A 23,876-nucleotide genomic window follows, 5' to 3' on the forward strand; every position below is an offset into this window, starting at 1 on the left:
TCAGTTACTAAGTTAATTTTCAATCAGGAAGAATTTATTGAATAAAACTGAACATAAAATCAGAAAGCAAAACTCTGTCACCAGTCGGTCAGTTCGTTAACGTTATTAGTCAAGTTTTCCAACTTAGGGCTAAGTAGTGCTATGACTTCGGTGTTAGCTTCCTGTTTTTCACTTAATCCAGCAATGGCAGTAGTATTTATCTCTTGCTGTGCAGCTACTCTAACTAAGATTGCTTCGATAAGTTCTAATCTATTTGGTGTATTAGTCATAATATTATTCTTCATTTTTAGATTTTAAAGTTTGCTCGTATTTGGTAGCGTATTCATCCATAAGTATTTCTAGCACTTCAGTCATATTTTTATTGTTAGCACTGCAAGCTACTTTAAATTTTTGTCTGAGGTCAGGCATAACGTGCAGTGTGATATTAATAGCATTTCGCCTGATGTCAACAAAGGAAAAATAATTAATGATTACTTCCAAGTTAAACCAATTCTCTAAAATCTGGCAACAGATTCAAACCCCCAAACCCAGATAAAGTTTGATTTTCTTAATTACGAATTACAAATTACGTAGCTTGCTTCTCGCATGAAGGCCAGTATTACGAATTGGTATTAAACTGCTATTTTATGAAAGAGTGAATACATAGGCAAGATAAAAATAAAACTATTTTCCTCCCTAACCATGACTCAAGAAACTTCACCAAAAGCGATTGTTGTTTTCGATATTGATGGCGTTGTGCGCGATGTTAGCGGCTCCTATCGCCGAGCGATCGCAGATACTGTAGAATATTTTACTACGCAAGCATATCGCCCAACTCCACTGGATATTGACCAACTGAAGTCTGAAGGCGTGTGGAATAACGATTGGGAAGCATCGCAGGAATTAATTTACCGCTACTTTGAAACCCAAAAACAGAGCCGCGAGCAACTGCAACTAGATTACAGTGCGATCGTTGCCTTTTTTCAATCCCGCTACCGCGGCCCAGACCCAAATAATTTTACTGGGTATATCTGTAATGAACCTTTATTATTACAACTTAGCTATTTAGAACAACTTACCGAAGCGGGGATTGCTTGGGGATTTTTTAGCGGTGCAACTCGTGGTTCAGCTAACTACATTTTGGAAAAGCGTCTGGGCTTAGAATCTCCAGTATTGATTGCGATGGAGGATGCACCAGGTAAACCTGACCCCACTGGACTTTTTGCTACAGTTCGTGAATTAGAAAATGGAATTGAGCAAAAATTAGCTGTAGTGTATGTGGGAGATACGGTAGCAGATATGTATACCGTCGAGAAAGCACGAAATTTAGATTCTGCTCGCCCTTGGATTGGTGTAGGGGTTTTACCGCCCCATGTACAGGAAACAGCACTGCGTAGTGATGTTTATGGTGAGACACTAATAGCAGCAGGAGCAGCTGTAGTTTTGCGTAATGTGCAAGAATTGACCCCAAGGCAGATTCAAGAATTGGTGAGTTCATCTAGTTAATCTGTGTTCTAAGATGAATCAAGCTATGCGTGGATGAATGACTAGCTGATAACAATCTTGCTCCAATTATTGGGAGATAAATAAAAATGTCTGCACTTAAACTGCCTAACGGCCCTCAAACTCATCCTTGGGTACAGACGTATCAATGGCTTACTAACCCATTGGAATACATGGAAGACTGTGCTAAAAGCTATGGTGATATGTTTACTCTGCGAATCGGCCCAGTTTTTACTCCTCAAGTTTTCATTAGTAATCCTCAAGCGATTCAGCAGATTTTTACCACCGATCCAAAACAGTTAGATTCTGGTGCAGCAGCAGGTTCAGGCTCGCCTTTATTGGGGCCAAATTCTCTACTATCCTTAGAAGGTAAACCTCACCAGCGCCAGCGGAAACTGCTGACACCTCCTCTACATGGGGAAAGAATGCAGGCTTATGGTGATTTAATTGGTGAAATCACCAAGCAGGTAACTAGCGAGTGGCCAGTTGGGGAAAGCTTTACAGTCTTGCCATCCATGCAAGAAATCTCCTTTCAAGTGATTTTGAAGGCTGTATTTGGTCTAAAGGACGGACTTCGTTATGAAAAACTCAAAGAAATCCTGATTGCTATCCTGAATCCAAAAAGACCGATTTTGCGGGCAATGCTGCTGCTGTTCCCCTTATTACGACAGGATTTAGGGCCTCGCAGTCCTTGGGGCAGTTATCTACGTTTGCGGCAGGAAATGGATGATCTGATCTATGCTGAAATTCAAGAAAGGCGATCGCTTGCTGACCAATCTCGAAGTGATATTCTGTCTTTAATGATGGCGGCTCGTGATGAAGCAGGGGAGCCGATGACAGACTTGGAATTACGTGATGAATTGATGACTTTGTTAGTTGCAGGTCATGAAACTACGGCTAGTTCTTTGGCATGGGCGCTGTACTGGATTCATCATCAGCCTGAAGTCCGTGAAAAACTGATGCAAGAATTGAATAGTCTGGGTGACAACAAAGACTCAAACGCTATTTTCCGATTACCCTATTTGAATGCGGTTTGTTCGGAAACAATGCGCCTGTATCCAGTGGCGATGTTGGGATTAAATCGATTGGTTAAATCCCCTGTAGAAATTGCAGGCTACAAATTTGACTCTGGGACAATATTAGTTCCTTGTATTTATTTGAGCCATCATCGAGAAGATTTATACCCCAATTCCAAGCAGTTTCAGCCAGATCGGTTTCTAGAGAGCCAATTTACTCCAGCGGAATATTTACCCTTTGGTGGTGGGAATCGTCGCTGTATTGGTATGGCATTTGCCCTGTTTGAAATGAAACTGGTATTAGCAACTGTACTATCTAGTTGGCAAATGAAACTAGCTGATACAAAGCCAGTAATACCAGTTCGGAAAAGCTTCTTGTTAGCACCAGGCGGTGGTGTACCAATGGTGGTAACTGGAAAGCGTCAGCAAAATCAGCGAGTTCTTGAGACTAACTCAGTGTAAAAAGTTGCCCAATCAGGTGGGAGCGATCGCTTCGCTTCCCCTTTGATTTACCTGCTATAGCAAGGGACTGGGGACTGGGTGAAAAGTCTTTTTGTGTCTCAGTTTTATCATCTGTTGATGTCCTAATCACCAAGACTTGTGCTATAATCATTGGATTTTCAAGAACTTATCCAAAGCTGTAACTAGGCTGGGAGGCCAACGCCGGATATTTTTTACCCAGTCGATATCCTTATAGCGGCTATCAAGTCCATAAGCTGCTACCCAGTTGCTTTCTGCTTCACCTTGTTCTCCATTTACCCAATATGCAGCAGTAAGGGCAGCACGTACATCAGCAAATTTGGAGTATTTACGGGCGATATTTCGCATCTCGCGGATTGCTTGCTCTTTTTGACCAGTTTCATAAAGAGCGAGAGCGTAGTTAGCACGGGCGAAGGCAAAATTCGGGGCTATCTGATTAGATTTTTTGTAATCTGCGATCGCATCATCCCATTTTCCCAAACCTGCTGTGGCATTACCGCGATTGTTATACGCCATTGCATCATTAGGATCGAGTTCTAAGACATGATTATAATCTGCGATCGCCGAATCCCATTTTCCCATCCCTTCCAACGCCGCGCCGCGATTCAAGTAAGGATCGGTAACATTCGGCGCTAGTTCTATGGCTTTGTTATAATCTTCCAGCGCCTCTTGCAACTTATTCTGGCTCACCCGCGAATTTCCCCGGTTACTCCACGCCCCCGCATTCGTGGGAAATTGCTCAATAATCTTTGTCCAGTAAGTTTCAGCCGTAGCAAAATCACCTTGATTCGTCGCAATAAACGCTTGATTTGCCCACTCATCACCTTGTTTTAACTGTTCTTCAGTAATGGGCGGCTGAGATTGTGCCATAACTGGTGTACCCCAGCCAAACACAAGTAACAGACTGAGAAAAATACCAATCAACTTAATCATCTAGGTTTACCTAATTTGTCATTGTCATTTGTCATTTGTCATTGAGCATAGAAATGGGGTTCAAAGACTCATTAATGGAGTTCAAAGGCTCATTAATGGAGTTCAAAGGCTCATTAATGGAGTTCAAAGACTCATTAATGAAGTTCAAAGGCTCATTAATGGAGTTCAAAGACTCATTAATGAAGTTCAAAGGCTCATTAATGAAGTTCAAAGGCTCATTAATGAAGTTCAAAGGCTCATTAATGACGTATCAATGCCCAATGCCCAATGCTCAATGCCCGTAATTACAATAATGACAACTGTTCATTAGGGGGCGTGAATCCCAAATGCTTATATGCTGCCTTAGTTGCCATTCTGCCGCGATGAGTCCGAGTTAAATACCCAATCTGCATGAGGTAAGGTTCGTATACCTCTTCAATTGTTTGAGTATCTTCACCCGTTGCTGCTGCCATTGTTTCTAACCCCACTGGCCCGCCGTTAAATTGTTCAATTATTACACTCAACATCTGCCGATCTGTCCAATCTAAACCGCAAGGATCTACTTGGAATAGTTGCAATGCCTCGGATGCAATGTTTTCATTAATATCCCCAGACATTTTTACTTCCGCATAATCACGTACCCGTTTTAGTAACCTATTGGCAATACGTGGTGTGCCGCGTGAACGACGGGCAATTTCTGTGGCTCCATCTTCTGTAATCGGGGTTTTGAGTAATTGAGCAGTTCGCAGTACAATTTTAGTCAGTTCCTCAACTTCGTAAAATCGGAGTTTTTGAATCAAACCAAAGCGATCGCGCAGTGGTGAAGTTAAAGCACCCACACGAGTTGTAGCCCCTACTAGAGTAAATTTTGACAGTGGCAAACTTCTGATCCGAGCGCTGGAACCCTTACCAATGGTAATATCTAAGCGATAATCTTCCATTGCTGGATAGAGAATTTCCTCCGTCATCCGCGAGAGGCGATGAATTTCATCCACAAATAAGATATCCCCTGGCTTGAGGTTTACCAATAGCCCAACAATATCTCGTGGACGTTCTAGGGCTGGTGCACTAGTAATTTTATAATTTACCCCCATTTCTGATGCTAAAATCATTGCCATTGTGGTTTTGCCCAATCCTGGCGGCCCATACAGCAGTAAGTGATCCAATACCTCACCACGAGACTTAGCTGCTTTAATGGCAATATCTAGCACATCCTTTAAATCTTTTTGCCCAATGTAATCAGTAAATCGGTGTGGTCGAATACCTTCTTCTTGTTGTTCTTGCTCATCAATAGCAGCTTCAGGCTGCAAAATATTGTCTGCCGAAGGTGTCCTCGCCGACTCGCGACGCTGCTTTGGTTCTTTGTTGGGTTCTGGAGGCTGTTTTTTCGAGGAGATTATCGCCATAATTCAGCTATCTATTTTTAAGGGACTAGAAAGTGGAGAGTGGGGAGTGGGGAATGGGGAGTGGGGAATGGGGACTGGGGACTGGGGATGGTGGGGCCCCCTCTGGGGATAAGGGGTAATAGGGACTGGGGGAGTAGGGAAACAAGGTGACTTGAGTCAGAACTTGCAACAAGTCTTTCCCCATGTCTAATGCCCAATGCCCCATGCCCTATGCTCCATGCCCAATGCCCAATGCCCAATGCCCAATGCCCCATGTCCGTGAAAATTTTCGTTTGAGAATACCCGCGCCAATTTAAAATTTAAATTCCGGTTTAAATTCCGGTCAATTACCCAGAAGTACAAAAGTTATTATGTTATCTAAAAGAATCTTACCGTGCTTAGATGTGAAGGCGGGACGGGTTGTAAAAGGAGTTAACTTTGTTAATCTCCAAGATGCAGGCGATCCGGTAGAACTGGCCAAGGTTTACAACGAAGCCGGTGCTGATGAGTTAGTATTTCTGGATATTACAGCTACTCATGAAGACCGAGCTACAATTTTAGATGTGGTCTACCGCACTGCTGAACAGGTCTTTATTCCATTGACTGTAGGTGGTGGCATTCAATCCTTAGAAAATGTTAAAGCTTTGTTACGAGCGGGCGCAGATAAGGTTAGTATTAATTCTGCGGCGGTGCGGGAACCAGACTTGATTAATCGGGCAAGCGATCGCTTTGGTAATCAGTGCATAGTTGTTGCTATTGATGCCAGACGCAGAAATAACCCGGAGAATCCAGGTTGGGATGTGTATGTGAGGGGTGGCAGAGAAAATACAGGCTTAGATGCCCTATTGTGGGCACTAGAAGTTGAAAAACGGGGGGCCGGAGAACTGCTAGTCACAAGCATGGATGCTGATGGCACCCAAGCTGGATATGACATTGAAATTACACGGGCAATCGCCGATGCTGTGGAAATTCCAGTTATTGCTTCTGGTGGTGCAGGTAATTGTGAACATATCTACACTGCCCTAACTGAAGGCAAAGCTGAAGCTGCATTACTCGCGTCACTGTTACATTACGGACAATTAAGCGTAGCTGAAATTAAAAGTTACTTGCGCGATCGCAACGTGCCAGTCAGAACATTCTGTTGATCCACCATTTCCCATTTAATGACATCCATCTAAGGTTAGACACACTTCCTGAAAAGGGTGTTAATATTATTTTACAAGTATTAAAAAATATTAAGAAATATGTTGCTTCCTATTTTACTTTTTGATGTAGCCCTAGTAGCGTGGTCGCTGCACTTAATGGAAAAAGCTTACGAGAGTAAAGAATTTTCTCTAATGTTAGCTGGTACCTTGGTTGCTCTTGCTGCTGCTGCCATGTTAGTAGTTTACTTTTTGATGGGGCATTGTATGACCTATTTGTTTCAAGTATCCTAGAGAGTGCTGAGTGCCAGAGGAGATATTTAAAATTTAGTTTCCAGAAAAAGCTTGACAAAGTAATACCAATTCAAAATTCACGCATTCAAAATTCACGCATTAAGAAAGCCAGACAGAACAAAGGTTTGGGAGCATGTATCTGTCGCATTCTTTTTTCAAATTGGTATAATAATTAAGCAATTATATAGGACTTATTTTAAGGGGTTATAGTGCAGTTGGTAGCGCATTTGTACATTCACAAATTAGATGTCGCAATCGATTTCGGCGTTTGAGTAAGGATTATCTAGAAAGAATTCAGGAGTCAGGAGTCAGAATTCAGAATTGAATTGGAGTCCGACTGGTGAATGAATAAGCGTCGTTTTTGCACCCCCGCTAAATCTTCTCTACGAGACGCTGCGCGAACGATTTAGCGGTCAACAAAAAAGTGGCGAGTCTGAAATCCCCCACTAAATTGATTCTGACCGGAGCCGGAGCGTCTCCGGCTCCGCTCCTGAATTCTGACTTCTGAATTCTTCTTCAAGCATCACTTTTTGAGTTTTACTTTGTGGAGTAATTCATCTTTAATCCGGTTAAGAATTGAAGTCTCATCCAAGTTTGCCAAAATCCGATTAATCACTGCTTTTGGCCCATCAGGCCCCCAAGTTGCGCCATTGGCTAAATAAACTTTGGTAACTTGTCCAATCCCGTAAGAAGAAACACCAGCTACTCCTCCTTGGGTAATTGCTACCGATATATAAGGGCCTAGCGCAATACCACCCGTAGCTGTTGCAGAGATTCCAAGTAAAGTTTTTAATCCACTCAAGCCTAAATTTGCTAACAATTCACTAGCACCGATGCCGCCCATACTCAGGGCGATTTTTTGTAGCAATTGTACAGCCCCAGCTTCCGTCATGGAGAAGCCATAGAGTTTAGATAAACCCAAAATCAGAGCAATATCAATTACCACACTACTCAGAATATCTACCACGGTTACGGGATTAAGTGCGATCGCTAATGCCTTAGTCATCACAGCCTTCCAAATCAACTGATTGGCATTCTGTTCCCGAATCATCAGTTTTCGTTCTATCAACTGCTCATTTACAATGTCGGCATAAAGCATAGTATTTAGCGCAACCAAGGCTTTACCCTCACGATGCAGAATCTCCAAGATTTTCAGCTTCAGTTCCTCGACTTGGGCATTCCCTGTACGCAACTGTATGCCCCTCGTACCATCAGGGCGACGAATTGCTGTCTTCACCAATGGCGATGCCGCAGCCATGACAATTTCTAGAGGTGTGAGTAATTCCCGCACCCTTTCATCCCGGATTTTGTGATAGATTGCCATCCGGTCTGCTTCTGGATACTGATCTACTTTGTTAAACACTAGAATGATCGGTTTACCTGCTTCCCGCAACTGAGAAAGGGCAGCGTATTCTAGCTTTGTCATATCCCCAGAGATCACAAACAGAATCAAATCCGCAAGTTTTGCAATCTGTTCAGCTAACGCAGCACGGGTTGCACCATCTACCTCGTCTAACCCAGGAGTGTCAATTAATTCCACCTGGGATTGACCTACACCAGGGAGAGTAACTCGCAAAGCACGTTCAGTTTCCCCAATCGCTTCCTCACTAATACTCCAATTAACTCTTTGTGCAGCACGAGTGACACCGTGCAGCGGCCCAGTTTCAAATACTGTTTGCCCAACCAAAGCATTGAGTAGAGAAGACTTACCACGTCCCACCATGCCAAAAGCCGCAATCTGCACCACCATGCTGTCTAACTTCCCCAGCATAGTTTCCAAATCAGCAATTTCTGTCTCTAACCCAGTTTTTTCCTGCGCAGTAAGGTCGAGATTGGCTACCAAGTTTCGCAGCGCCGTTTGTGCTTGTTTATAGTTCAGTTCCGTCTGAATGTCTTCAAAGCTGAAAATGGCACTATCCAGTTCTTCCTCCCAGCTGAGAGAATTTGCGTCAGTGTTAGCAGAATCGCTTTGATCGGGTTCAGGCACGGGCAATGTCGAAGTCATATTAATTTTAGATTTTAAATTTTAGATTTTTAAATTAGCCCCGTCTCTTATCCTAGTTATTTTTAACAGGGGTTTGTGAAACAGAGGAGAACAACTCTTGACCCTTGACCAATGACTAATGACCAATGACTAATGACTAATGGCTAACAAAAAGTCATAAACTGAAAAATGCATCTAATATAACGCGTTAGGATCTTGACTAAATTACCTGTGCGGAAAATCGTTATTGCCGGCAACTGGAAAATGTTCAAAACCCAGGCAGAGACCCAGGAGTTTTTACAAGGATTTCTGCCCCACTTAGAGGAAACCCCCCAAGGGCGAGAAGTGGTATTGTGTCCTCCTTTCACTGATTTAAGTGTTTTGTCTAAGACTTTGCACGGTAGCCTCATCCAACTGGGGGCGCAAAATGTCCACTGGGAAGAATTTGGAGCCTATACAGGTGAGATTTCTGCCCCAATGCTGACAGAAAGTGGTGTGCGCTTTGTGATTGTCGGTCACAGCGAACGACGGCAATACTTTGCGGAAACGGACGCCACCGTTAATCTGCGCCTCCGAACTGCTCAAAGGTTTGGTTTGACCCCAATTCTCTGTGTTGGCGAAACTAAACAACAACGAGATGCAGGAGAAGCTGAATCTCTGATTACTCTCCAACTCGACAAAGGCTTGGTAGATATCGATCAGGATAATTTGGTGATTGCCTACGAACCGATTTGGGCCATTGGCACTGGTGACACTTGTGAAGTAGAGGAAGCTAATCGAATAATTGGCTTAATTCGCAGCCAATTGACTAATCCGAATGTATCAATTCAATATGGCGGTTCGGTCAAGCCGAATAATATTGATGAGATTATGGCTCAACCAGAAATTGATGGTGTCCTCGTGGGAGGAGCAAGTCTAGAACCTGAGAGTTTCGCTCGGATTGTGAATTTTAAATCAGTGTGATGTGCTTTTTTCTCGTTCCCATGCAGAGCATGGGAATGGCTAATGTAGATTTATGCCAAGGAACTTGATAATTCGAGGCCGCTGTTTCGATTGGGGACAGCGGACTTATTTGATGGGCATTTTAAATGTAACGCCTGATAGCTTTAGTGATGGGGGTGAGTTTAACACTTCCTCTACCGCTTTAGTACAGGCGCAAGCACTAGTGGCTGCTGGTGCTGACATCATCGATGTGGGGGGTCAATCAACTCGACCAGGGGCAAAGCAAATAACTCTGGCGGAGGAACTTGAACGGGTACTATCGGTATTACAGGTGCTAAGACCAGAGATTTCAGTCCCGATTTCTGTAGATACAACCCGTGCTGCTGTAGCCAAGGCATCTGTAGAAGCTGGAGCGGATATTATTAATGATATTTCTGGCGGCACTTTTGACTCAGAAATGTTGCCAATAGTCGCAGAGTTAGGTGTGCCGATGATTTTAATGCATATCCGGGGAACACCACAGACAATGCAACAACAGACTGATTATCAAGATTTGCTTGGTGAGATTTATAGCTTTTTGGCTCGACAAATTCAGGCAGCAACTACTGCGGGCATTGACCGGGATAAAATTATTATCGATCCTGGTATTGGTTTTGCTAAAAACTATGAGCAAAATTTAGAAATTTTTCGCGGCTTGCGATCGCTCGCACCACTCAACTGTCCTATCTTGGTAGGAGCATCTCGTAAAAGTTTCATTGGTCGCATCTTAAATCAACCAGATCCCAAAGCACGAGTTTGGGGAACGGCAGCAGCTTGTTGTGCTGCTATTTTTAATGGCGCTGATATCCTCCGAGTTCACGATGTTCAAGAAATGCGCGATGTTTCATTAGTAGCTGATGCGCTACTGAGACAAGCTGCACAACATAACTCTTAAGTATTACCGTTCTTCGGTTTTTTTGCCGTTACCTTCTGTAACTATCGACTCGGCTATCAACTCCTGAAACATTTCAGTTGAATTAGCTGGGTCTACAAAGACAATTTTGGCATTACTGCTTTCACCAAGTTTTTGGCTGGCATCTACGTAATCTTGAGCCACAAGATACCGCAAAATGTCCCTACTGTCAGGATTGGAACGGAGAGCTTGAGAAATGATTTGCACTGAAGCCATAGTTCCTTCTGCTTTCTTAATCGCAGCTTCCTTTTCCCCTTCTGCTTCGGTAATCAGTGCCCGTTTTTTGATTACAGCAGCTTGTTCCTCTTCCCTAGACTTTCGGACACTCTCAGGTAAAGTAATTCTCTGAATATCTAACCGGAGAATATCAACTCCCCAATCTGCCGTTATACTATTCAACTGGTCTAAGATAGCTGAGTCCATCTCCGCTCTAGAGACGTTGGTCTGCTCTAGGGTATTCTGAGCAATGATTTCTCGCAGTGTGGTTGTGGTTATCTGTGTCAATGCCCCTTGCAGATCCTCAATCGCGTAAAAGCTTCTCTCAATATCTCTAATGCGCCAGTATACAATAGCGTCCACTTCTACGTAAATATTATCTTGGGTGATCACATTCTGAGGTTTGATGTCTAAAAATTGCTCTCGTGTAGTATCTTCCATCACAATCTGATCGACCAAGGGAACAATAAAGTTCAGTCCCGGCTTAAGTTTCCGATGATACCGCCCTAAGCGTTCAACTAAGGCTTCATTTCCTTGATTAATCAGTTTTGCAGAACCTAATGCATAACCTATAAGGGCTAAAACTATAGCAATAATTGGCTCCATGTATGCTCCTATTCAGCTTTGGGGAGAATTTAGTGTCAAAGATATGCTACTAGCTTGTCATATCTTTGAGTTTAATGTTTTGAGTCTGTAATTTTATCAACACCAGCAGCGATGTCGAGTCGCTGCAAGTTTTGTACATATTCTGTAAGTAAAACTGTTTTGCAGAATGCGATCGCTATTAAAGCACCTTGATAAAACGCTGGCAAGGACTACTTGATGTAATCAACATTACTTGTACTGACATTTTCAGACAGCCTAGATTTATATTAAGTATATTTACGTAAATAAAATAACCTATAGGTAAAATTTTGCATGATTTTAAAAACCCCACTATAATCGGATAAAAATTGGCTTCAGCCATTAAAAATATCACAATATTATGGGCAGATTGTTAATCAAATTTATAGGTTTAATTCTACTTTTCACAGGATTATACTTTTTTGGTCAAAACATCATATTTGTTAGCGGTTACTATTCATATTTTTATCGGAGCTTACCGGCTACAGCTTCAGTTTTAGCAACGATGATAGGTATATTTGCATTAGTCTTTTTTCAAAGAGAAACTGGTAACTTAGGATGGATTTTTCTAGGCATTGGCATAGTACTAGTTTTCTTAAGCGGTGGAGTTATTTTAAAGCCAACTAGCTTATGGAATTTCATAATTGCTTTTACAGCATTAGCAACTGGATATAAATTACTAAATGAGGGCAAAATCAACTTTTAAAATCTGTTTTCATCATATATCTTAGTAACTAAGATTACATTATTCTCCAATTCAGAGTACAGCTAGAAAAATTTAGCATTATAATTTCCCCATCTTCTCTATTGCTTCTGAGAGTGCATTAGGGCACTTAGATTTACTTTTACTTCAATGCTGGTTTCACGATACAGAAGCACACATAAGCCGCCTCAACCGGACGAATAGCCTCTTAATCATGACTTGAACTCAGAGGGGTTTTACTAAGGTTGAAGGTAATATTAGAATGGAAACTATTAATGATGAGGGAAAGGGAAAAATGACCCAGGTGGTTCTAGGAGAGAACGAAGGAATAGACTCAGCTTTGCGTCGATTTAAACGCCAGGTTTCCAAAGCTGGGATATTAGCTGATGTGAAATATCATCGGCATTTTGAAACACCAATAGAAAAACGCAAACGTAAGGCAGTGGCAGCTAGACGCACAAGACGTTTTAAATAAACCTATTTGGTGTGATATCGGCGTTGCTTGAGGTTATGACCGAAAACAGGCAATAGCAAAAGCGCCATTTATTCATACAAACATTAAGCAAAGTCTGCCGCACCGCTAATTAGGGTGTAAATGAGTTACTTTTCCTATACGTAGAGCGCGTTAGAGGCTTTATCTTGGTTAGATGGAGTAAGCTAAAATCGCTGCCCATCAACCAAAATAAGCGCCTTGAAACATCGGTTAGCTTTCTTTAATCAGCTGATAGGACAGTATTCATCCAGCCCTAAGACTCAGAATTATTAATGGTGCGGCTATTACAAACATTCATCGCCTTTTCTACTCCCTGTTTGAGACTTAGTTCAATACACTCAACTACGAACTGAAGTACAAGAGACATCTGCTGATTTTCGGCAGCAGAAAATCGCCCTAGCACATGAGAGATAGCACCGGAATCATCGTTATTAGCTGTATCTTTGGGTTTACCAATACCGATTCGCAAACGGGGAAAGTTTTGGCTACTAAGATGTGCGATCGCACTTTTCATGCCGTTATGTCCCCCAGCTGAACCAGACAAGCGCAGACGAGTTTTTCCCAAGGGTAAATCCATATCGTCATAAATCACCAACACTGACTCAGGCGGCAATTTATACCAACTTGTCACCGCTTGTATTGCTTGTCCTGAGCGATTCATATAAGTTAACGGCTTTAGTAAGCGAATCTTACCTCCACCTGGGGCCATACCCTCGCCATACTCACCCTGAAACTTGCGGTTTTCTGTTAAGGAAATGCGCCAAGAACGGGAGAGAGTTTCTAAAGCAGCAAAGCCGATATTATGGCGTGTTTGCTCGTATTTAGCTTCTGGATTCCCTAACCCGACGATTAGCTGGGGAATCACCAAAGCTGGTTGCGTAACAGCTTCTGTCATTTTGTCTACAGTCAATTGATATGCAGCATCCTAGCTAGGTTGGGAAGAACTAGCGGTATCCTGCTCAGATTTAGCAGGGTGGATTTGCTTAGGTTCCAATTCAGCAGTAGTCTTGACAACTTCTTCTAGCTGTTCTGCTTCTTTTTGAAACTCGTTTTGAAACTCCTTAGAAGCTTCTTGGAAACTACGAATTGTTTTGCCCACACTCCGACCGATCTCTGGTAGCTTCTTTGGGCCAAAGATTAACAGCGCTACTACCATAATTACAGCCATTTCGGGCAGACCGATACCAAATATATTCATTTTTGTCTCCTGTAAACTCTAAAATCACTACATAGACTCACATATTTATGTAGTCTACTCAATAATCGCCTATCATAGAAAGCGATGCCTGCGGCGAGCTACGCTAACGCCCCACGAGCGAGTGATGCCTTATGTCTCTGACAATCAAAGACTTAGAACAATTACAGTCACAGAATCCTGATTGGCGGATGGAGCTAGTAGAGGGAAACATCATCGTTATGGGGCCATCCGATTATCAGTCAGACGAAATTGGTTCTCGTCTGCTGACGTTTTTGAATATATGGGTCATGCCTCGCAAACTGGGACGTGTTACTGGTTCTAGTGCTGGCTTTATCTTGCCCAGCATTGAAACCGATGAAACTGGAGGCGACCCGGAAAAAAGAAATCTCCGCGCTCCAGATGTTTCGTTTGTTCGAGCAGAACGACTTAAGAAGACTCAGCGTGACTTTGTGCAGTTAGTACCCGACCTCATGGTTGAGGTCAAATCGAAAAGCGATCGCCTCAAACCACTCCAAGAAAAGATTAAACTATTCCTAGAACTTGGATCTACAGTGGGTATTCTCATTGACCCTGATAAACTTTTAGTAACAGTTTATCGCTCTAACCTTGAACCAGTAGTTTTAAAAGATAACGACAAACTGACAATACCAGAATTACTTCCAGGTTGGGAATTAACAATAAAAGAACTGTGGCCACCTGAGTTTGAGTAAATTAAGTACTTAATGACATCAAATTGAAGTCGAGCAGCATTCGTGCTTGATAGTGCAAAATATCTAGTTGAGTATTTAGAGATTCTAGTTGAATAAGTTTATCTTTAGCATATTTGGCTTGAATTAATCCCTCTAATAAATCGTACAGTTGATCGATTATCCTGTCCCCTAAAGTAAACTTATGAATTTTCGGCAATTTCTCAACAATTAAAACGTACCACTTAATACAATCATAAGTCTTTTGGATGACCGATAATTCTTTCATTGAAATTAAAAAATCTTAATATTTGTGCTAAAAAATTCGAGTCGCCATGAGGCGACAAAAAAGGAAAAAAGAACAAGAGCAAAGGGCAAAAGAGGAAAAGTATAAAGGGCTACTGAAGAATCCTCCCAACCGCGCAGACAACACGAAAACCAATAACGTAGTTGATGCTATCGCGCTCCGCCCTATCGTTGTTGCCGCGGGACGCGGAACGGCAGTCTTTAGGATTGCTGACCCAGGAACCGCCCCGCAGCATCGCATTTCCTTGTTTTTGAGAAAGGTTATTATTATTGTCAAACCATGCACTGCCATCTGTTGGCGCTCCTTGATAGTTATTGTACGAATCATCAAGACACCATTCCCATACGTTTCCGTGCATATCGTATAATCCAAAGGCGTTAGCTATTTCAAAACTGCCTACAACTGTAGTTTCTTTTTGATATATTCCTTTCACACCAGCACCGTAAGTATAGTTAGCATCGTAGTTAGCTAACTCTGATGTAATTGTTTCGCCAAAATGGAATGGTGTTATTGTTCCAGCTCTACAGGCATATTCCCATTCCGCTTCACTAGGAAGACAGTAGCTTTTACCTGTGTGGTGGGAGAGGCGATCGCAAAATTCCACCGCTTCAAACCAAGATACTCCCTCAACTGGTCGATTTTCTTCTTTAAAATAGGACAAGTCAGGTTGCAATTTGCGGTTTACTTGGGGGAGAGATGTGACTGCTTGCCATTGTGCTTGGGTGACTGGGTACTTGCCCATAAAAAAGGGTTGAACCTTTACTTCATGTTGAGGTTTTTCAGAGCGATATCCTTCCCCTTTGGGTGAACCCATCATGAATGTACCATCAGGGATGGCAACCATATCGAGGGTGATGCCCTGTATGCCACTGGGAGAGGGGCTTTGTAGAGTTTCGGTGAAGTATTGGGCAACTTTTGTTTCTCGTTCGATGATTTCGCCGCAATGGTTGACGGTGATGCTTTCAAACTCAAAGGACTCTAGCTTGTCACTTTCTCGTCCCAAAGATTGAACATCTTTAAATACTTCTCTAGAAGAAAAAGCAGCGATCGCATTTCTCACTAAATCTTCTGCCACTCGATCCTGATTTCTTTGGGCTGCCTCTATTGCCAAATCCAATCTAACCAAAGGGTCTTGATTCGCTTCAATCCAACGCCAATAAGGACTTAATGAAGCTGTCATCCTCGCACTGCGACAGATTTTATCTGAACTCATTTCATGCTCATAACCCCATTCAAGAAACAAGATTAAGTTTGAGTTTTCTTGCAGAAGCAACTCCTGCCCTTTCTTCTCATCTCTATTGCCAAAATGCTTGAGAACTGTGTCACACAAATTACTATAATAAAAATCTAAAACTTGAGGAGCAAGATAGTCAATTCCTCTACCTTTCTGCAATTTACTTTGTGCATAAGTACGGGCAGGTTCGGGTAAAGTTACTTTCCAATCAGATGTACTAGGAGACTTTTCTGCCATAGAAAACTTGAGCAATTCCATTAAAGCCTTATTTCCACTTCTGCCCCGAATAGCCATAGCTAAATTCCGACTCAACCCACTAGGAAAGAAAGCTAACAAAGGAAATATATCTTGCCCTTCTACCGATAACATTTCAAAGGAGCGCTCTAAAGTTATCCGCAAACTTCTTTCTTTTCTTTGTTCAGGAGAATAATCATCAAGAATTTCTAATGGTTCAATGTCCAAATCTTCACACAGCATCTTGAGAGTACATTGAGTTTCTGCCATATAAGATGCTGCTAGTTTAATGGGTAAGGGATAGCCATCAAGAAACTTTACTAAAAGATTAAAATCTGACGTTAAATCATCATTGTCTCCCCATTGTGCTTCTAATGGTGCATATTTTTTAAATATCTGTCTCGTTTCGGAAGCTCCCATGCTGTAAACTTCTTGTTGACGGCAATCAATATCCCTTACTAAAGAATCACGACAAGTTAACAACAGTCCTAAATTATGACACTGTTCTAAAAGCGAGTTCAAAAGTTCAATTAGTTCATTGGATTCTTTCTCAATCAACTTATCCAAATCATCAAGAATCAAAAACAATCGACTATTTCTTAACTCCTTCTCTAAAGCAAAACTCTTTAATTCAAGACTCTGTGTAACTTTGGTAATTAGCGTTCCTACAGAATCAGTATCACGCAAACTAATAAACCAAACTCCATCTTTATAGCGATCGCGCTCATGTAACCACTGAGCAATGGCATAAGCTAAGGCAGTTTTACCTATTCCTCCCATACCATGAAGGGCAATACAACGTTTATCCGACTCTACCAGTTCTTTAATTACCTGATGTATTTCTTGCCTGCGTCCGACAAAGTTTGGATCTTTACGGGGAATATTAGTATTTGACCACTGGGGATAGATAACTTGGTGAGAATCGGCTGGTTCGATAATCAGCGATTGATTATGGTCAGTTTGGGGTAGCAATCGAAATTTGAAGGCTTCATCGAAATTAACTCCTTGCTGAAAAGTCTGAGAGTTAAACAGTTTTATTAATTTATCATCAAGTTTAACTGCATTACGACTCGATAAAAAACTATTCGCAACTGAATCCTGATTGAATAATCCCTGATAAAGTCGTCGAGAAAAACATCGGGCTGCAACATCTAGAATTTTATCTTCAGCGTTAACCGCAATTACATGAGACACTCCTGCTCTTATAAAAGCTTGAGCTAAAACTTTTGAATGACAGGCATTCAATAATGCTAATTGACAGGGTGGCTGGTTTTGATTTGATAAGGCGATCGCCAGTTCTTCTTCACTAAAAGAACGAGTAATTCCCACTTCATCTTCTAACATCAAAGCTGTACTATCTTTATCTCTCATTCCATGACCAATAAAATGAATAATCAGTGGTTTGAGACGATGAGACAACACATCTTGTAGAGTCTGTGAGGTGGCTACTTTAACCACTATTTCCACTGCTATAGGGTGAGATATATCCTCTAACACCGAAGCAATAGCATCAATTTCTTCCTGGAGCGATAAATTCTCTACTGGTGATAAGTCTTCAGTCAGGAGAGGGGCTGAAAACAAGATCAGAATTTGATTACTGAAGGAATTATCTTGTTTAGTAACTTTTTCTATTCTTGGACTAAGAGGAACTTTTTCAGCTACTTTTGAGACAGCCATTCTTCTATTTCTTCATCAGTAGCGGTGCTTAAATCAAGAAAGGGGCGAACTGGGTGTTCTAACGTGCCTTTTGGTTCTATCCCTTTTTCTCGCAATTTTCGCCGCCAATTATTGATCGCCTTAGCAACTTTGATACTGTATTCTATCAAATTGGCTGTTGCTGCTATCCCTCCAACTACTGTAGCCACAAAAACTATGTCATCTGCACCTACTATCCGACTTGGTGACTTTTGCACATTGATTGAACTCATCCCCAGCAATGTTTCTAAAGACTCTATTTCATCTAGGGGCAGTTGGGATGAAATCACTATGCTACAGAGAGGAATTTCGCTCATTTACACCTCTAAAAGTTTTATTTTTTGATCAATATTTGCAGTTCGTATTTAAAAACTACATTAACTTTTAATCTTGTTTGACTAAGTAATACTTAGTGATATTGTAGTACGACATTTTTTCTTTTGGCAGATGTTTCGCTTCTACCCCGCTTGTGTCACTCTGGCGAGAAAAAAATAAATATAGGTTGGGTTGAACGAACGCGAACAGCGTCCCGTAGAGAAGTTAAACCCAACAAACTTTTGAGAATGTTGGGTTTCGTTCCTCAAACGCCACTTGCTTCAAGTCGGGAAACCCGCCCAACGCAGTGGCTCCCCAACCTACACCTGCTGAGTTATTGTTCAATAGCAAATTACAACTCACAAAAAAACCCGGAAGAACCGGGTGTAACTTAACTTGTTATCCAAACTCAATTGCTATGTATCCGTTAGCGTCCTAAACTCCGCCAATCGACAAATACATCCTGAACCAACAGTGATTTATTGTAAAGTTGCAGAATAATCAGCAAAAACACGAAAAATAGCGCCATAAAAACAGCCATCACAGGGGTAGTACCCCAACCTGGAGCCACTTTCCCATACTCAGAGTTCAGTGGTTTCAGGATATCTCCCAACCTAGTCCTTTGTGCCATAGTTCACCTAAGATTACTTGCCAAAGCTTTTTTTAATCTTCTGTAATATTCTATAAGAATAGCACTCATCATCTATCTTTCAATTATGGAACCCGCAATAGTTCTTAGCATTTCTGTGGCTGCCGTGGTGGTTGCCATCACTGGAATTTCGATTTATACCTCCTTTGGCCCTCCTAGCAAGGAATTGAACGATCCGTTTGATGACCACGAAGATTAAGAGGGTGATATCATGTCCGCAGCGTAAATTTTTGATGCGATGTCTACGTAGGCGTAGCCCGTCGTAGACGAACATTGCTGTTGCTTGTCGGGGTTTCCTCCATGAGCAACTGGCGTGTGGGGTGAAATGACTATGGCAATCATAACTAATTACCCAGACATGATATTTGAAGTGCGTTACGGCTTAAGCCGTAACGCACACTAGTTTGGATGTTTTTTAATTGGAAGTCCCTAATGGCTTGCCACTACCTCTCCTTCCAGGCGAACGAGTCGGTCTGCCAAAAGTTTCTCAAGGTCTTCTAGTGCCTTGGTGAAACCTTTAATACCTTCGTCTAGTTTGTCAGTTGCCATGCGGTCAGCAGCGTGCATCTTGTCATAGCTAGCTTTGTCAATGGATATCTTTTCGATTTTCAAGTTTGCTACCTTCGCCGGGTCAAGTTTACGTGGCAGTTCTCCAATGGTTGCTTGCAATTCAGCCAAAAGCGACGGTGAAATGGTCAGCAAATCACTACCTGCAAGTTCAGTAATTTCACCAACGTTACGGAAACTAGCTCCCATAACTTCGGTTTTATAGCCGAATTTCTTGTAGTAGTTGTAGATTTTGGTGACAGACAAAACACCTGGATCTTCGGCTGCTGGGTAGCTATCGCGTCCGGTATCTTTTTTGTACCAGTCAAGAATCCGGCCAACGAAGGGAGAAATTAAGGTGACACCAGCTTCTGCACAGGCGATCGCTTGGTGAAGACCAAACAATAAAGTAAGGTTACAGTGAATACCTTCTTTTTCAAGAATTTCCGCAGCGCGAATGCCTTCCCAAGTGCTGGCAATTTTAATTAAAACGCGATCGCGGCCAATCCCGGCAGCTTTATACTGGGCAATTAATTCCCGTGCTTTGGTAATGGTAGCTTCAGTATCGTAAGACAAGCGAGCATCCACTTCCGTAGACACGCGACCGGGAATAATTTGTAAAATCTTTAATCCAAAGGCAACTGCCAAACGGTCAAAAGCTAGAGAAACTATCTGTGCTTGGTTAGCTCCGGCTCCAGCATCTTTCTTTGCCTGGAGTAAAGTTTGATCGACAACTTCCTGATATTCTGGCATCTGCGCCGCAGCAGTAATTAGAGAAGGATTGGTGGTGGCATCTTGAGGTTTGAACTTTTCAATTGCCTGGATATCCCCCGTATCCGCAACCACGACAGTCATTTTCCGCAATTGTTCCAGTAAACTCTTGGACATAAAATACTCCGTGATGTTTGTTTAGGATTTACTTAATTCCCCAGTTCTTTAGTAAGTGCTGAGTGAAGAGTGAAGAGTGCTGAGTTAGGAGTGAGTTAAGAGTTATTCTCCTCCTTGTCTCCCCAGTTTTTAGGGCGTGTTTTCAAACTACTGGTTTAGCCCCCTAACTTTTTAGATCCCCCTAAATCCCCCGATAAATTGGGGGACTTTAAGAGACTCTTAGCCCCCCTTTTTAAGGGGGGTTGGGGGGATCTAAGACTTTGAAAACACGCCCTAGTCCCCAATCACCAGTCCCCAGTCTCTGGTTCCTTCAATTCTGATTCTGGCAATTTTTCGGAATCATTGCCCAACTCTGCTTACTATTCACAGCCACAGCCCTATTCTAGGTGGGTTATGCCGAAATTGGCTGTCCAATGGAATGCACTTTGATTAAACTGGTTGTTCCTGATTTACCAATTGGAACACCAGAGGTAATTACCACCTTATCGCCCTTATTCGCTAGACCCATATCTACAACTGTGTTCACCACATTGGTAAACATCTCTTCGGCATTGTGAACTGGTGGAATCAGCAAAGGTTCCACTCCCCAGGAAAGCGCTAACTGGTGATAAACAGTGATGTCAGGTGTTAAGGCAATAATGGGAGAAGTTGGGCGATATTTAGACACCATTCTCGCCGTACTCCCTGAAGAAGTGTTACAGAGAATTGCCCGTGAGCCTGTTTCATAAGCGATGCGACACACTGCTTCTGCTACAGATTCAGTAACGCTGAGACTACCTGCTTCATGACACCAAGAATGTCTGCTACCCTCGTCTAGAGCCTGTTCTGTCCGTACAGCAATGTTATGCATCATCTGGACAGCCGCGATGGGATATTGTCCGACAGCTGTTTCACCAGAAAGCATTACCGCATCTGTACCATCCAAGATGGAATTAGCAACATCTGTGGCCTCGGCGCGCGTGGGATCGGGGGCGCTAATCATCGACTCTAGCATTTGTGTGGCTGTAATTACGGGCTTACCAGCCTGATTGCAACGGCGAGTTATGTCTTTTTGAATCAGAGGGACTTCATGAATCGGCATTTCTACGCCCAAATCGCCACGGGCAATCATAATGCCGTCAGCAACCTTGAGAATGGAGTCAAACTGCTCTACTGCCTCTGCTCTTTCAATTTTGGCAATTAAGCGAATGGAAGCGCCAGCGGCTTCAATCATCCTTTGGGCGGGTTCTAAGTCTTGTGGCGATCGCACGAAGGACACTGCTACCAAGTCTACACCCAACTGAATCCCAAAACGCAAATCCAGCAAATCTTTTTCGGTGATTGAACTGACAGGTAAAGGAGTTTGGGGTAGGTTCACTCCCTTATGGGTAGAAATTAACCCGCCAATTTTTACCTGTGCCCGAATCCGATCGGCGTCGCGATCGGTAACAATCAACTTAACGCGACCATCATTAATTAAAATCGGTTCGCCTGGTCGCACCATTGCAAACAAAGTTGGCAATGGTAGAGGTAGTTCGTCAATATTTTCACCTTTATCTTGTAAAACAAAGGTAACTTCACTACCAGCTTCCAGATTTAACCCTTCCGGTGGTAAAATACCTAAGCGAATCTTCGGCCCACACAAGTCTTGCATAATGGCGATCGGCTTTTGCTGCTCAGTACTAATCTGCCTAAGATACTGAGCCGTTTGGGCGTGGAATTCATAAGCTCCGTGGGAAAAATTCAGCCGTGCCACGTTCATTCCAGCTTCTACTAAAGCTTGCAGCCTTTCGGGTGCAGATGTAGCCGGCCCAACAGTACAAATGATTTTGGTTCGACGCATAGGGATTGGGGGTTGAGGAGTAACCTGCAAATTTGAATGCTTTGAGCAATCGCCCAAAACATCCAAATTCACACGTGCTTCATATCACTGGTTTGCTAAATAAAAATACTAGATTCCGTTTGATTTTCGGAGTATTTATCATTTGACCCAAATCCCAAAAGTCCCTAGTCAAGAGTCAGCAGTCAAAAGCTAATGACTATTGTACAGACGCGATTAATCGCGTCTCTACTGACTAATGACTAATGACTAATCAAACCACAGCCGCTGTCGGGGCGAGTTTTTCCTTCTGTGACATAGACAACATCAGGTCAATCACGCGATTTGAGTAGCCCCACTCGTTGTCATACCAGGCAATTACCTTGAAGAAGTTGGAATTCAACTCAATTCCAGCACCTGCGTCGAAGATGCTGGAATGAGTATCACCTTGAAAATCTGTGGAAACTACTTCTTCATCTGTGTAGCCCAAGATACCCGTTAGAGAACCTGCGGCAGCCTCCTTCATAGCAGCAGAGATTTCCTTATAACTGGTGGCTTTGGCTGTTTTGAAAGTTAAATCAACTACAGAGACATCGGGAGTCGGAACTCGTAATGCCATACCAGTTAACCTGCCCTTCAATTCTGGTAAAACCAGTGCTACGGCTTTAGCTGCGCCTGTGGAGGAGGGAATAATATTTTGGGATGCACCTCGACCACCCCGCCAGTCTTTTTTGCTGGGGCCGTCTACAGTTGGCTGAGTGGCAGTCATAGCATGAACTGTGGTCATCAACCCTTCAGTCAACCCAAAGTTGTCATTAATCACCTTAGCTATGGGAGCTAGACAGTTTGTAGTGCAGCTAGCATTGGAGACAATGATATCCTTGCCAGGGTCAAATAGGTGATGATTGACACCCATTAACAGAGTAGTAACTCTATCTGGATCTTTGGTGGGAGCGGAAATTACTACTCGCTTTGCACCTGCCTTCAGGTGGTTTGCAGCTCCTTCGTAGTCAGTGAAGAGTCCGGTAGCTTCCACGACATAATCTGCATTTAATTTTCCCCAAGGTAACTCTGCTGGATTCCTAACTGACACACAAGGAATGAAATGTCCGTCAATCAGGATGCCGTCTTCCCTGGCTTCAACCTTGTGCTTTAATTGACCGTGGGTTGAGTCATACTTTAATAGGTAAGCGAGATTATCTGGTGGTACTAGGTCGTTAATGCCCACAAACTCAATGTTGGGATTGTCGATGCCAGCGCGAAGTACAAGTCGCCCAATTCGACCGAAGCCATTGATACCAACTTTCAATTTAGTCAAGATTAAACCTCCCGTTGTGGAAGTTGAACAAAAGGAGAAAGTTAAAAGTCAAAATAGATTGCCTTTTACTCTTTACTCTCTGATCCTGACAGTCTCAGTCAGCTAAGGCATATTTACTTGGCATATTTTAAGGATTGGGGCATTGGGCATCGGGCATGGGGCATTGGGCATGGGGCATTGGGCATGGAGAAGAGACAAGGGAGACAAGGAGAGAAGTCACCAGCGCCGGCTTCCGGCGTTGGCGCAGCCCGCCGCAGGCATCAGAACTTCAAATTGAATTCGGATGGTCGTTTATTGAATTCGGGTAGTCGTTTATTGAATTCGGGCAGTCGTTTATTGAATTCGGGCGGTCGTTTATTGAATTCGGGCGGTCGTTTATTGAA

Annotated in this window: 28 protein-coding genes and 1 pseudogene; 11 read left to right on the forward strand and 18 right to left on the reverse strand. The window is 42.7% G+C overall.

Annotation, left to right across the window (positions count from 1 at the left end):
• Positions 1-77: 77 nt before the first annotated feature.
• The gene (locus RMY63_RS32710) at positions 78-269 is read right to left on the reverse strand and encodes a hypothetical protein (RefSeq protein WP_322732689.1); all 192 of its coding nucleotides are present in this window, start codon (positions 267-269) and stop codon (positions 78-80) included.
• A 4-nt stretch (positions 270-273) separates the two neighbouring features.
• Positions 274-408, reverse strand: coding sequence for a hypothetical protein (locus tag RMY63_RS32715; protein ID WP_322732690.1), 135 nt, complete (start codon positions 406-408; stop codon positions 274-276).
• A gap of 273 nt (positions 409-681) precedes the next feature.
• Here RMY63_RS32715 and RMY63_RS32720 point away from each other — a divergent pair, with 273 nt between their 5' ends.
• Both RMY63_RS32720 and RMY63_RS32725 read left to right on the forward strand, forming a co-directional pair.
• On the forward strand, positions 682-1,485 hold the full coding sequence (locus RMY63_RS32720) for a TIGR01548 family HAD-type hydrolase (RefSeq protein ID WP_322732691.1): 804 nt from the start codon (positions 682-684) through the stop codon (positions 1,483-1,485).
• An 86-nt stretch (positions 1,486-1,571) separates the two neighbouring features.
• A complete protein-coding gene (locus RMY63_RS32725; protein WP_322732692.1) occupies positions 1,572-2,960 on the forward strand; it encodes a cytochrome P450 in 1,389 nt (462 codons plus the stop codon).
• On the opposite strand, the gene RMY63_RS32730 is transcribed toward RMY63_RS32725, so the two are convergent.
• The 3 genes from RMY63_RS32730 to ruvB all read right to left on the reverse strand — a co-directional run bounded on the left by RMY63_RS32730 (position 2,947) and on the right by ruvB (position 5,296).
• The gene (locus tag RMY63_RS32730) at positions 2,947-3,111 is read right to left on the reverse strand and encodes a hypothetical protein (protein ID WP_322732693.1); all 165 of its coding nucleotides are present in this window, start codon (positions 3,109-3,111) and stop codon (positions 2,947-2,949) included. The two genes, RMY63_RS32725 and RMY63_RS32730, sit on opposite strands and share 14 nt — an antisense overlap.
• Positions 3,108-3,911, reverse strand: coding sequence for a tetratricopeptide repeat protein (locus RMY63_RS32735; RefSeq protein WP_322732694.1), 804 nt, complete (start codon positions 3,909-3,911; stop codon positions 3,108-3,110). Before RMY63_RS32735 ends, RMY63_RS32730 begins: the two co-directional genes overlap by 4 nt.
• A gap of 284 nt (positions 3,912-4,195) precedes the next feature.
• A complete protein-coding gene (ruvB, locus tag RMY63_RS32740) occupies positions 4,196-5,296 on the reverse strand; it encodes a Holliday junction branch migration DNA helicase RuvB (RefSeq protein WP_322732695.1) in 1,101 nt (366 codons plus the stop codon).
• A gap of 350 nt (positions 5,297-5,646) precedes the next feature.
• Between ruvB and hisF the strand changes: the two genes are divergently transcribed.
• Positions 5,647-6,420 (forward strand): imidazole glycerol phosphate synthase subunit HisF, encoded by a 774-nt coding sequence (gene hisF, locus RMY63_RS32745; protein WP_322732696.1) that lies wholly within the window; start codon positions 5,647-5,649, stop codon positions 6,418-6,420.
• Between the two features lie 99 nt (positions 6,421-6,519).
• On the forward strand, positions 6,520-6,711 hold the full coding sequence (locus RMY63_RS32750) for a hypothetical protein (RefSeq protein WP_322732697.1): 192 nt from the start codon (positions 6,520-6,522) through the stop codon (positions 6,709-6,711).
• A gap of 523 nt (positions 6,712-7,234) precedes the next feature.
• Here RMY63_RS32750 and RMY63_RS32755 read toward each other — a convergent pair.
• A complete protein-coding gene (locus RMY63_RS32755) occupies positions 7,235-8,716 on the reverse strand; it encodes a GTP-binding protein (RefSeq protein ID WP_322732698.1) in 1,482 nt (493 codons plus the stop codon).
• Between the two features lie 210 nt (positions 8,717-8,926).
• Between RMY63_RS32755 and tpiA the strand changes: the two genes are divergently transcribed.
• Both tpiA and folP read left to right on the forward strand, forming a co-directional pair.
• Positions 8,927-9,658: a triose-phosphate isomerase gene (gene tpiA, locus RMY63_RS32760; protein ID WP_322732714.1), complete on the forward strand. Its 732-nt coding sequence runs from the start codon at positions 8,927-8,929 to the stop codon at positions 9,656-9,658.
• Between the two features lie 52 nt (positions 9,659-9,710).
• A complete protein-coding gene (gene folP, locus RMY63_RS32765; protein ID WP_322732699.1) occupies positions 9,711-10,571 on the forward strand; it encodes a dihydropteroate synthase in 861 nt (286 codons plus the stop codon).
• Between the two features lie 3 nt (positions 10,572-10,574).
• On the opposite strand, the gene RMY63_RS32770 is transcribed toward folP, so the two are convergent.
• Together RMY63_RS32770 and RMY63_RS32775 are read right to left on the reverse strand one after the other, a co-directional pair.
• Positions 10,575-11,411 carry an SPFH domain-containing protein gene (locus RMY63_RS32770; protein ID WP_322732700.1) on the reverse strand — a complete coding sequence of 279 codons (837 nt, stop codon included), beginning with the start codon at positions 11,409-11,411 and terminating at the stop codon, positions 10,575-10,577.
• Between the two features lie 71 nt (positions 11,412-11,482).
• On the reverse strand, positions 11,483-11,617 hold the full coding sequence (locus RMY63_RS32775; protein ID WP_322732701.1) for a hypothetical protein: 135 nt from the start codon (positions 11,615-11,617) through the stop codon (positions 11,483-11,485).
• A 173-nt stretch (positions 11,618-11,790) separates the two neighbouring features.
• On the opposite strand from RMY63_RS32775, the gene RMY63_RS32780 reads away from it, so the two are divergent.
• Both RMY63_RS32780 and rpsU read left to right on the forward strand, forming a co-directional pair.
• Positions 11,791-12,135 (forward strand): hypothetical protein, encoded by a 345-nt coding sequence (locus RMY63_RS32780; RefSeq protein ID WP_322732702.1) that lies wholly within the window; start codon positions 11,791-11,793, stop codon positions 12,133-12,135.
• A gap of 292 nt (positions 12,136-12,427) precedes the next feature.
• Positions 12,428-12,607: a 30S ribosomal protein S21 gene (gene rpsU, locus RMY63_RS32785; RefSeq protein ID WP_069073049.1), complete on the forward strand. Its 180-nt coding sequence runs from the start codon at positions 12,428-12,430 to the stop codon at positions 12,605-12,607.
• A 271-nt stretch (positions 12,608-12,878) separates the two neighbouring features.
• Here the strand turns inward: rpsU and pth are convergent, their stop codons facing one another.
• Together pth and RMY63_RS32795 are read right to left on the reverse strand one after the other, a co-directional pair.
• Positions 12,879-13,520: an aminoacyl-tRNA hydrolase gene (gene pth, locus RMY63_RS32790; protein WP_322732703.1), complete on the reverse strand. Its 642-nt coding sequence runs from the start codon at positions 13,518-13,520 to the stop codon at positions 12,879-12,881.
• 30 nt (positions 13,521-13,550) lie between these two features.
• The gene (locus RMY63_RS32795; RefSeq protein ID WP_099103129.1) at positions 13,551-13,823 is read right to left on the reverse strand and encodes a TatA/E family twin arginine-targeting protein translocase; all 273 of its coding nucleotides are present in this window, start codon (positions 13,821-13,823) and stop codon (positions 13,551-13,553) included.
• Between the two features lie 131 nt (positions 13,824-13,954).
• Between RMY63_RS32795 and RMY63_RS32800 the strand changes: the two genes are divergently transcribed.
• Complete coding sequence (locus tag RMY63_RS32800; RefSeq protein WP_322732704.1) at positions 13,955-14,533, forward strand: Uma2 family endonuclease; 579 nt, start codon at positions 13,955-13,957, stop codon at positions 14,531-14,533.
• A gap of 10 nt (positions 14,534-14,543) precedes the next feature.
• Here the strand turns inward: RMY63_RS32800 and avd are convergent.
• The 4 genes and pseudogenes from avd to psbH form a co-directional block, all read right to left on the reverse strand.
• Positions 14,544-14,798: pseudogene (avd, locus tag RMY63_RS32805) on the reverse strand (diversity-generating retroelement protein Avd); the annotation flags it as partial.
• A gap of 109 nt (positions 14,799-14,907) precedes the next feature.
• A complete protein-coding gene (locus RMY63_RS32810; protein WP_322732705.1) occupies positions 14,908-17,961 on the reverse strand; it encodes an SUMF1/EgtB/PvdO family nonheme iron enzyme in 3,054 nt (1,017 codons plus the stop codon).
• Positions 17,943-18,296 (reverse strand): hypothetical protein, encoded by a 354-nt coding sequence (locus RMY63_RS32815; RefSeq protein WP_322732706.1) that lies wholly within the window; start codon positions 18,294-18,296, stop codon positions 17,943-17,945. The genes RMY63_RS32810 and RMY63_RS32815 overlap by 19 nt, the downstream gene beginning before the upstream one ends.
• Before the next feature lie 425 nt (positions 18,297-18,721).
• Complete coding sequence (gene psbH / locus RMY63_RS32820; protein WP_094348882.1) at positions 18,722-18,925, reverse strand: photosystem II reaction center phosphoprotein PsbH; 204 nt, start codon at positions 18,923-18,925, stop codon at positions 18,722-18,724.
• Between the two features lie 85 nt (positions 18,926-19,010).
• On the opposite strand from psbH, the gene psbN reads away from it, so the two are divergent.
• The gene (gene psbN, locus RMY63_RS32825) at positions 19,011-19,142 is read left to right on the forward strand and encodes a photosystem II reaction center protein PsbN (RefSeq protein WP_292750901.1); all 132 of its coding nucleotides are present in this window, start codon (positions 19,011-19,013) and stop codon (positions 19,140-19,142) included.
• On the opposite strand, the gene RMY63_RS32830 is transcribed toward psbN, so the two are convergent.
• From RMY63_RS32830 to gap, 4 genes are all read right to left on the reverse strand, one after another.
• A complete protein-coding gene (locus tag RMY63_RS32830; RefSeq protein ID WP_322732707.1) occupies positions 19,139-19,285 on the reverse strand; it encodes a hypothetical protein in 147 nt (48 codons plus the stop codon). The genes psbN and RMY63_RS32830 overlap by 4 nt on opposite strands.
• 87 nt (positions 19,286-19,372) lie before the next feature.
• Positions 19,373-20,377, reverse strand: coding sequence for a transaldolase (locus tag RMY63_RS32835; protein ID WP_322732708.1), 1,005 nt, complete (start codon positions 20,375-20,377; stop codon positions 19,373-19,375).
• Positions 20,378-20,768: 391 nt separating this feature from the next.
• Positions 20,769-22,199 (reverse strand): pyruvate kinase, encoded by a 1,431-nt coding sequence (gene pyk / locus RMY63_RS32840; protein ID WP_322732709.1) that lies wholly within the window; start codon positions 22,197-22,199, stop codon positions 20,769-20,771.
• Positions 22,200-22,449: 250 nt separating this feature from the next.
• On the reverse strand, positions 22,450-23,493 hold the full coding sequence (gap, locus tag RMY63_RS32845; protein WP_322732710.1) for a type I glyceraldehyde-3-phosphate dehydrogenase: 1,044 nt from the start codon (positions 23,491-23,493) through the stop codon (positions 22,450-22,452).
• A gap of 183 nt (positions 23,494-23,676) precedes the next feature.
• Between gap and RMY63_RS32850 the strand changes: the two genes are divergently transcribed.
• On the forward strand, positions 23,677-23,876 hold a 200-nt coding region (locus RMY63_RS32850; protein WP_322732711.1), incomplete at its 3' end, for a hypothetical protein.

This window comes from Nostoc sp. ChiQUE01b (assembly GCF_034531255.1).
Taxonomy (GTDB): Bacteria; Cyanobacteriota; Cyanobacteriia; order Cyanobacteriales; family Nostocaceae; genus Nostoc.

Coding starts and splice junctions, on each gene's coding strand:
- RMY63_RS32780 (WP_322732702.1), top strand. CDS start 11,791: ATGGGCAGATTGTTAATCAAATTTATAGGTTTAATTCTACTTTTCACA.
- RMY63_RS32755 (WP_322732698.1), bottom strand. CDS start 8,716: ATGACTTCGACATTGCCCGTGCCTGAACCCGATCAAAGCGATTCTGCT.
- RMY63_RS32730 (WP_322732693.1), bottom strand. CDS start 3,111: ATGATTATAGCACAAGTCTTGGTGATTAGGACATCAACAGATGATAAA.
- RMY63_RS32800 (WP_322732704.1), top strand. CDS start 13,955: ATGTCTCTGACAATCAAAGACTTAGAACAATTACAGTCACAGAATCCT.
- RMY63_RS32770 (WP_322732700.1), bottom strand. CDS start 11,411: ATGGAGCCAATTATTGCTATAGTTTTAGCCCTTATAGGTTATGCATTA.
- RMY63_RS32835 (WP_322732708.1), bottom strand. CDS start 20,377: ATGTCCAAGAGTTTACTGGAACAATTGCGGAAAATGACTGTCGTGGTT.
- psbH (WP_094348882.1), bottom strand. CDS start 18,925: ATGGCACAAAGGACTAGGTTGGGAGATATCCTGAAACCACTGAACTCT.
- RMY63_RS32810 (WP_322732705.1), bottom strand. CDS start 17,961: ATGGCTGTCTCAAAAGTAGCTGAAAAAGTTCCTCTTAGTCCAAGAATA.
- RMY63_RS32725 (WP_322732692.1), top strand. CDS start 1,572: ATGTCTGCACTTAAACTGCCTAACGGCCCTCAAACTCATCCTTGGGTA.
- pyk (WP_322732709.1), bottom strand. CDS start 22,199: ATGCGTCGAACCAAAATCATTTGTACTGTTGGGCCGGCTACATCTGCA.
- ruvB (WP_322732695.1), bottom strand. CDS start 5,296: ATGGCGATAATCTCCTCGAAAAAACAGCCTCCAGAACCCAACAAAGAA.
- RMY63_RS32750 (WP_322732697.1), top strand. CDS start 6,520: ATGTTGCTTCCTATTTTACTTTTTGATGTAGCCCTAGTAGCGTGGTCG.
- RMY63_RS32715 (WP_322732690.1), bottom strand. CDS start 408: ATGCCTGACCTCAGACAAAAATTTAAAGTAGCTTGCAGTGCTAACAAT.
- RMY63_RS32815 (WP_322732706.1), bottom strand. CDS start 18,296: ATGAGCGAAATTCCTCTCTGTAGCATAGTGATTTCATCCCAACTGCCC.
- RMY63_RS32735 (WP_322732694.1), bottom strand. CDS start 3,911: ATGATTAAGTTGATTGGTATTTTTCTCAGTCTGTTACTTGTGTTTGGC.
- RMY63_RS32720 (WP_322732691.1), top strand. CDS start 682: ATGACTCAAGAAACTTCACCAAAAGCGATTGTTGTTTTCGATATTGAT.
- RMY63_RS32795 (WP_099103129.1), bottom strand. CDS start 13,823: ATGAATATATTTGGTATCGGTCTGCCCGAAATGGCTGTAATTATGGTA.
- RMY63_RS32710 (WP_322732689.1), bottom strand. CDS start 269: ATGACTAATACACCAAATAGATTAGAACTTATCGAAGCAATCTTAGTT.
- folP (WP_322732699.1), top strand. CDS start 9,711: ATGCCAAGGAACTTGATAATTCGAGGCCGCTGTTTCGATTGGGGACAG.
- RMY63_RS32830 (WP_322732707.1), bottom strand. CDS start 19,285: ATGATTGCCATAGTCATTTCACCCCACACGCCAGTTGCTCATGGAGGA.
- pth (WP_322732703.1), bottom strand. CDS start 13,520: ATGACAGAAGCTGTTACGCAACCAGCTTTGGTGATTCCCCAGCTAATC.
- psbN (WP_292750901.1), top strand. CDS start 19,011: ATGGAACCCGCAATAGTTCTTAGCATTTCTGTGGCTGCCGTGGTGGTT.
- hisF (WP_322732696.1), top strand. CDS start 5,647: ATGTTATCTAAAAGAATCTTACCGTGCTTAGATGTGAAGGCGGGACGG.
- rpsU (WP_069073049.1), top strand. CDS start 12,428: ATGACCCAGGTGGTTCTAGGAGAGAACGAAGGAATAGACTCAGCTTTG.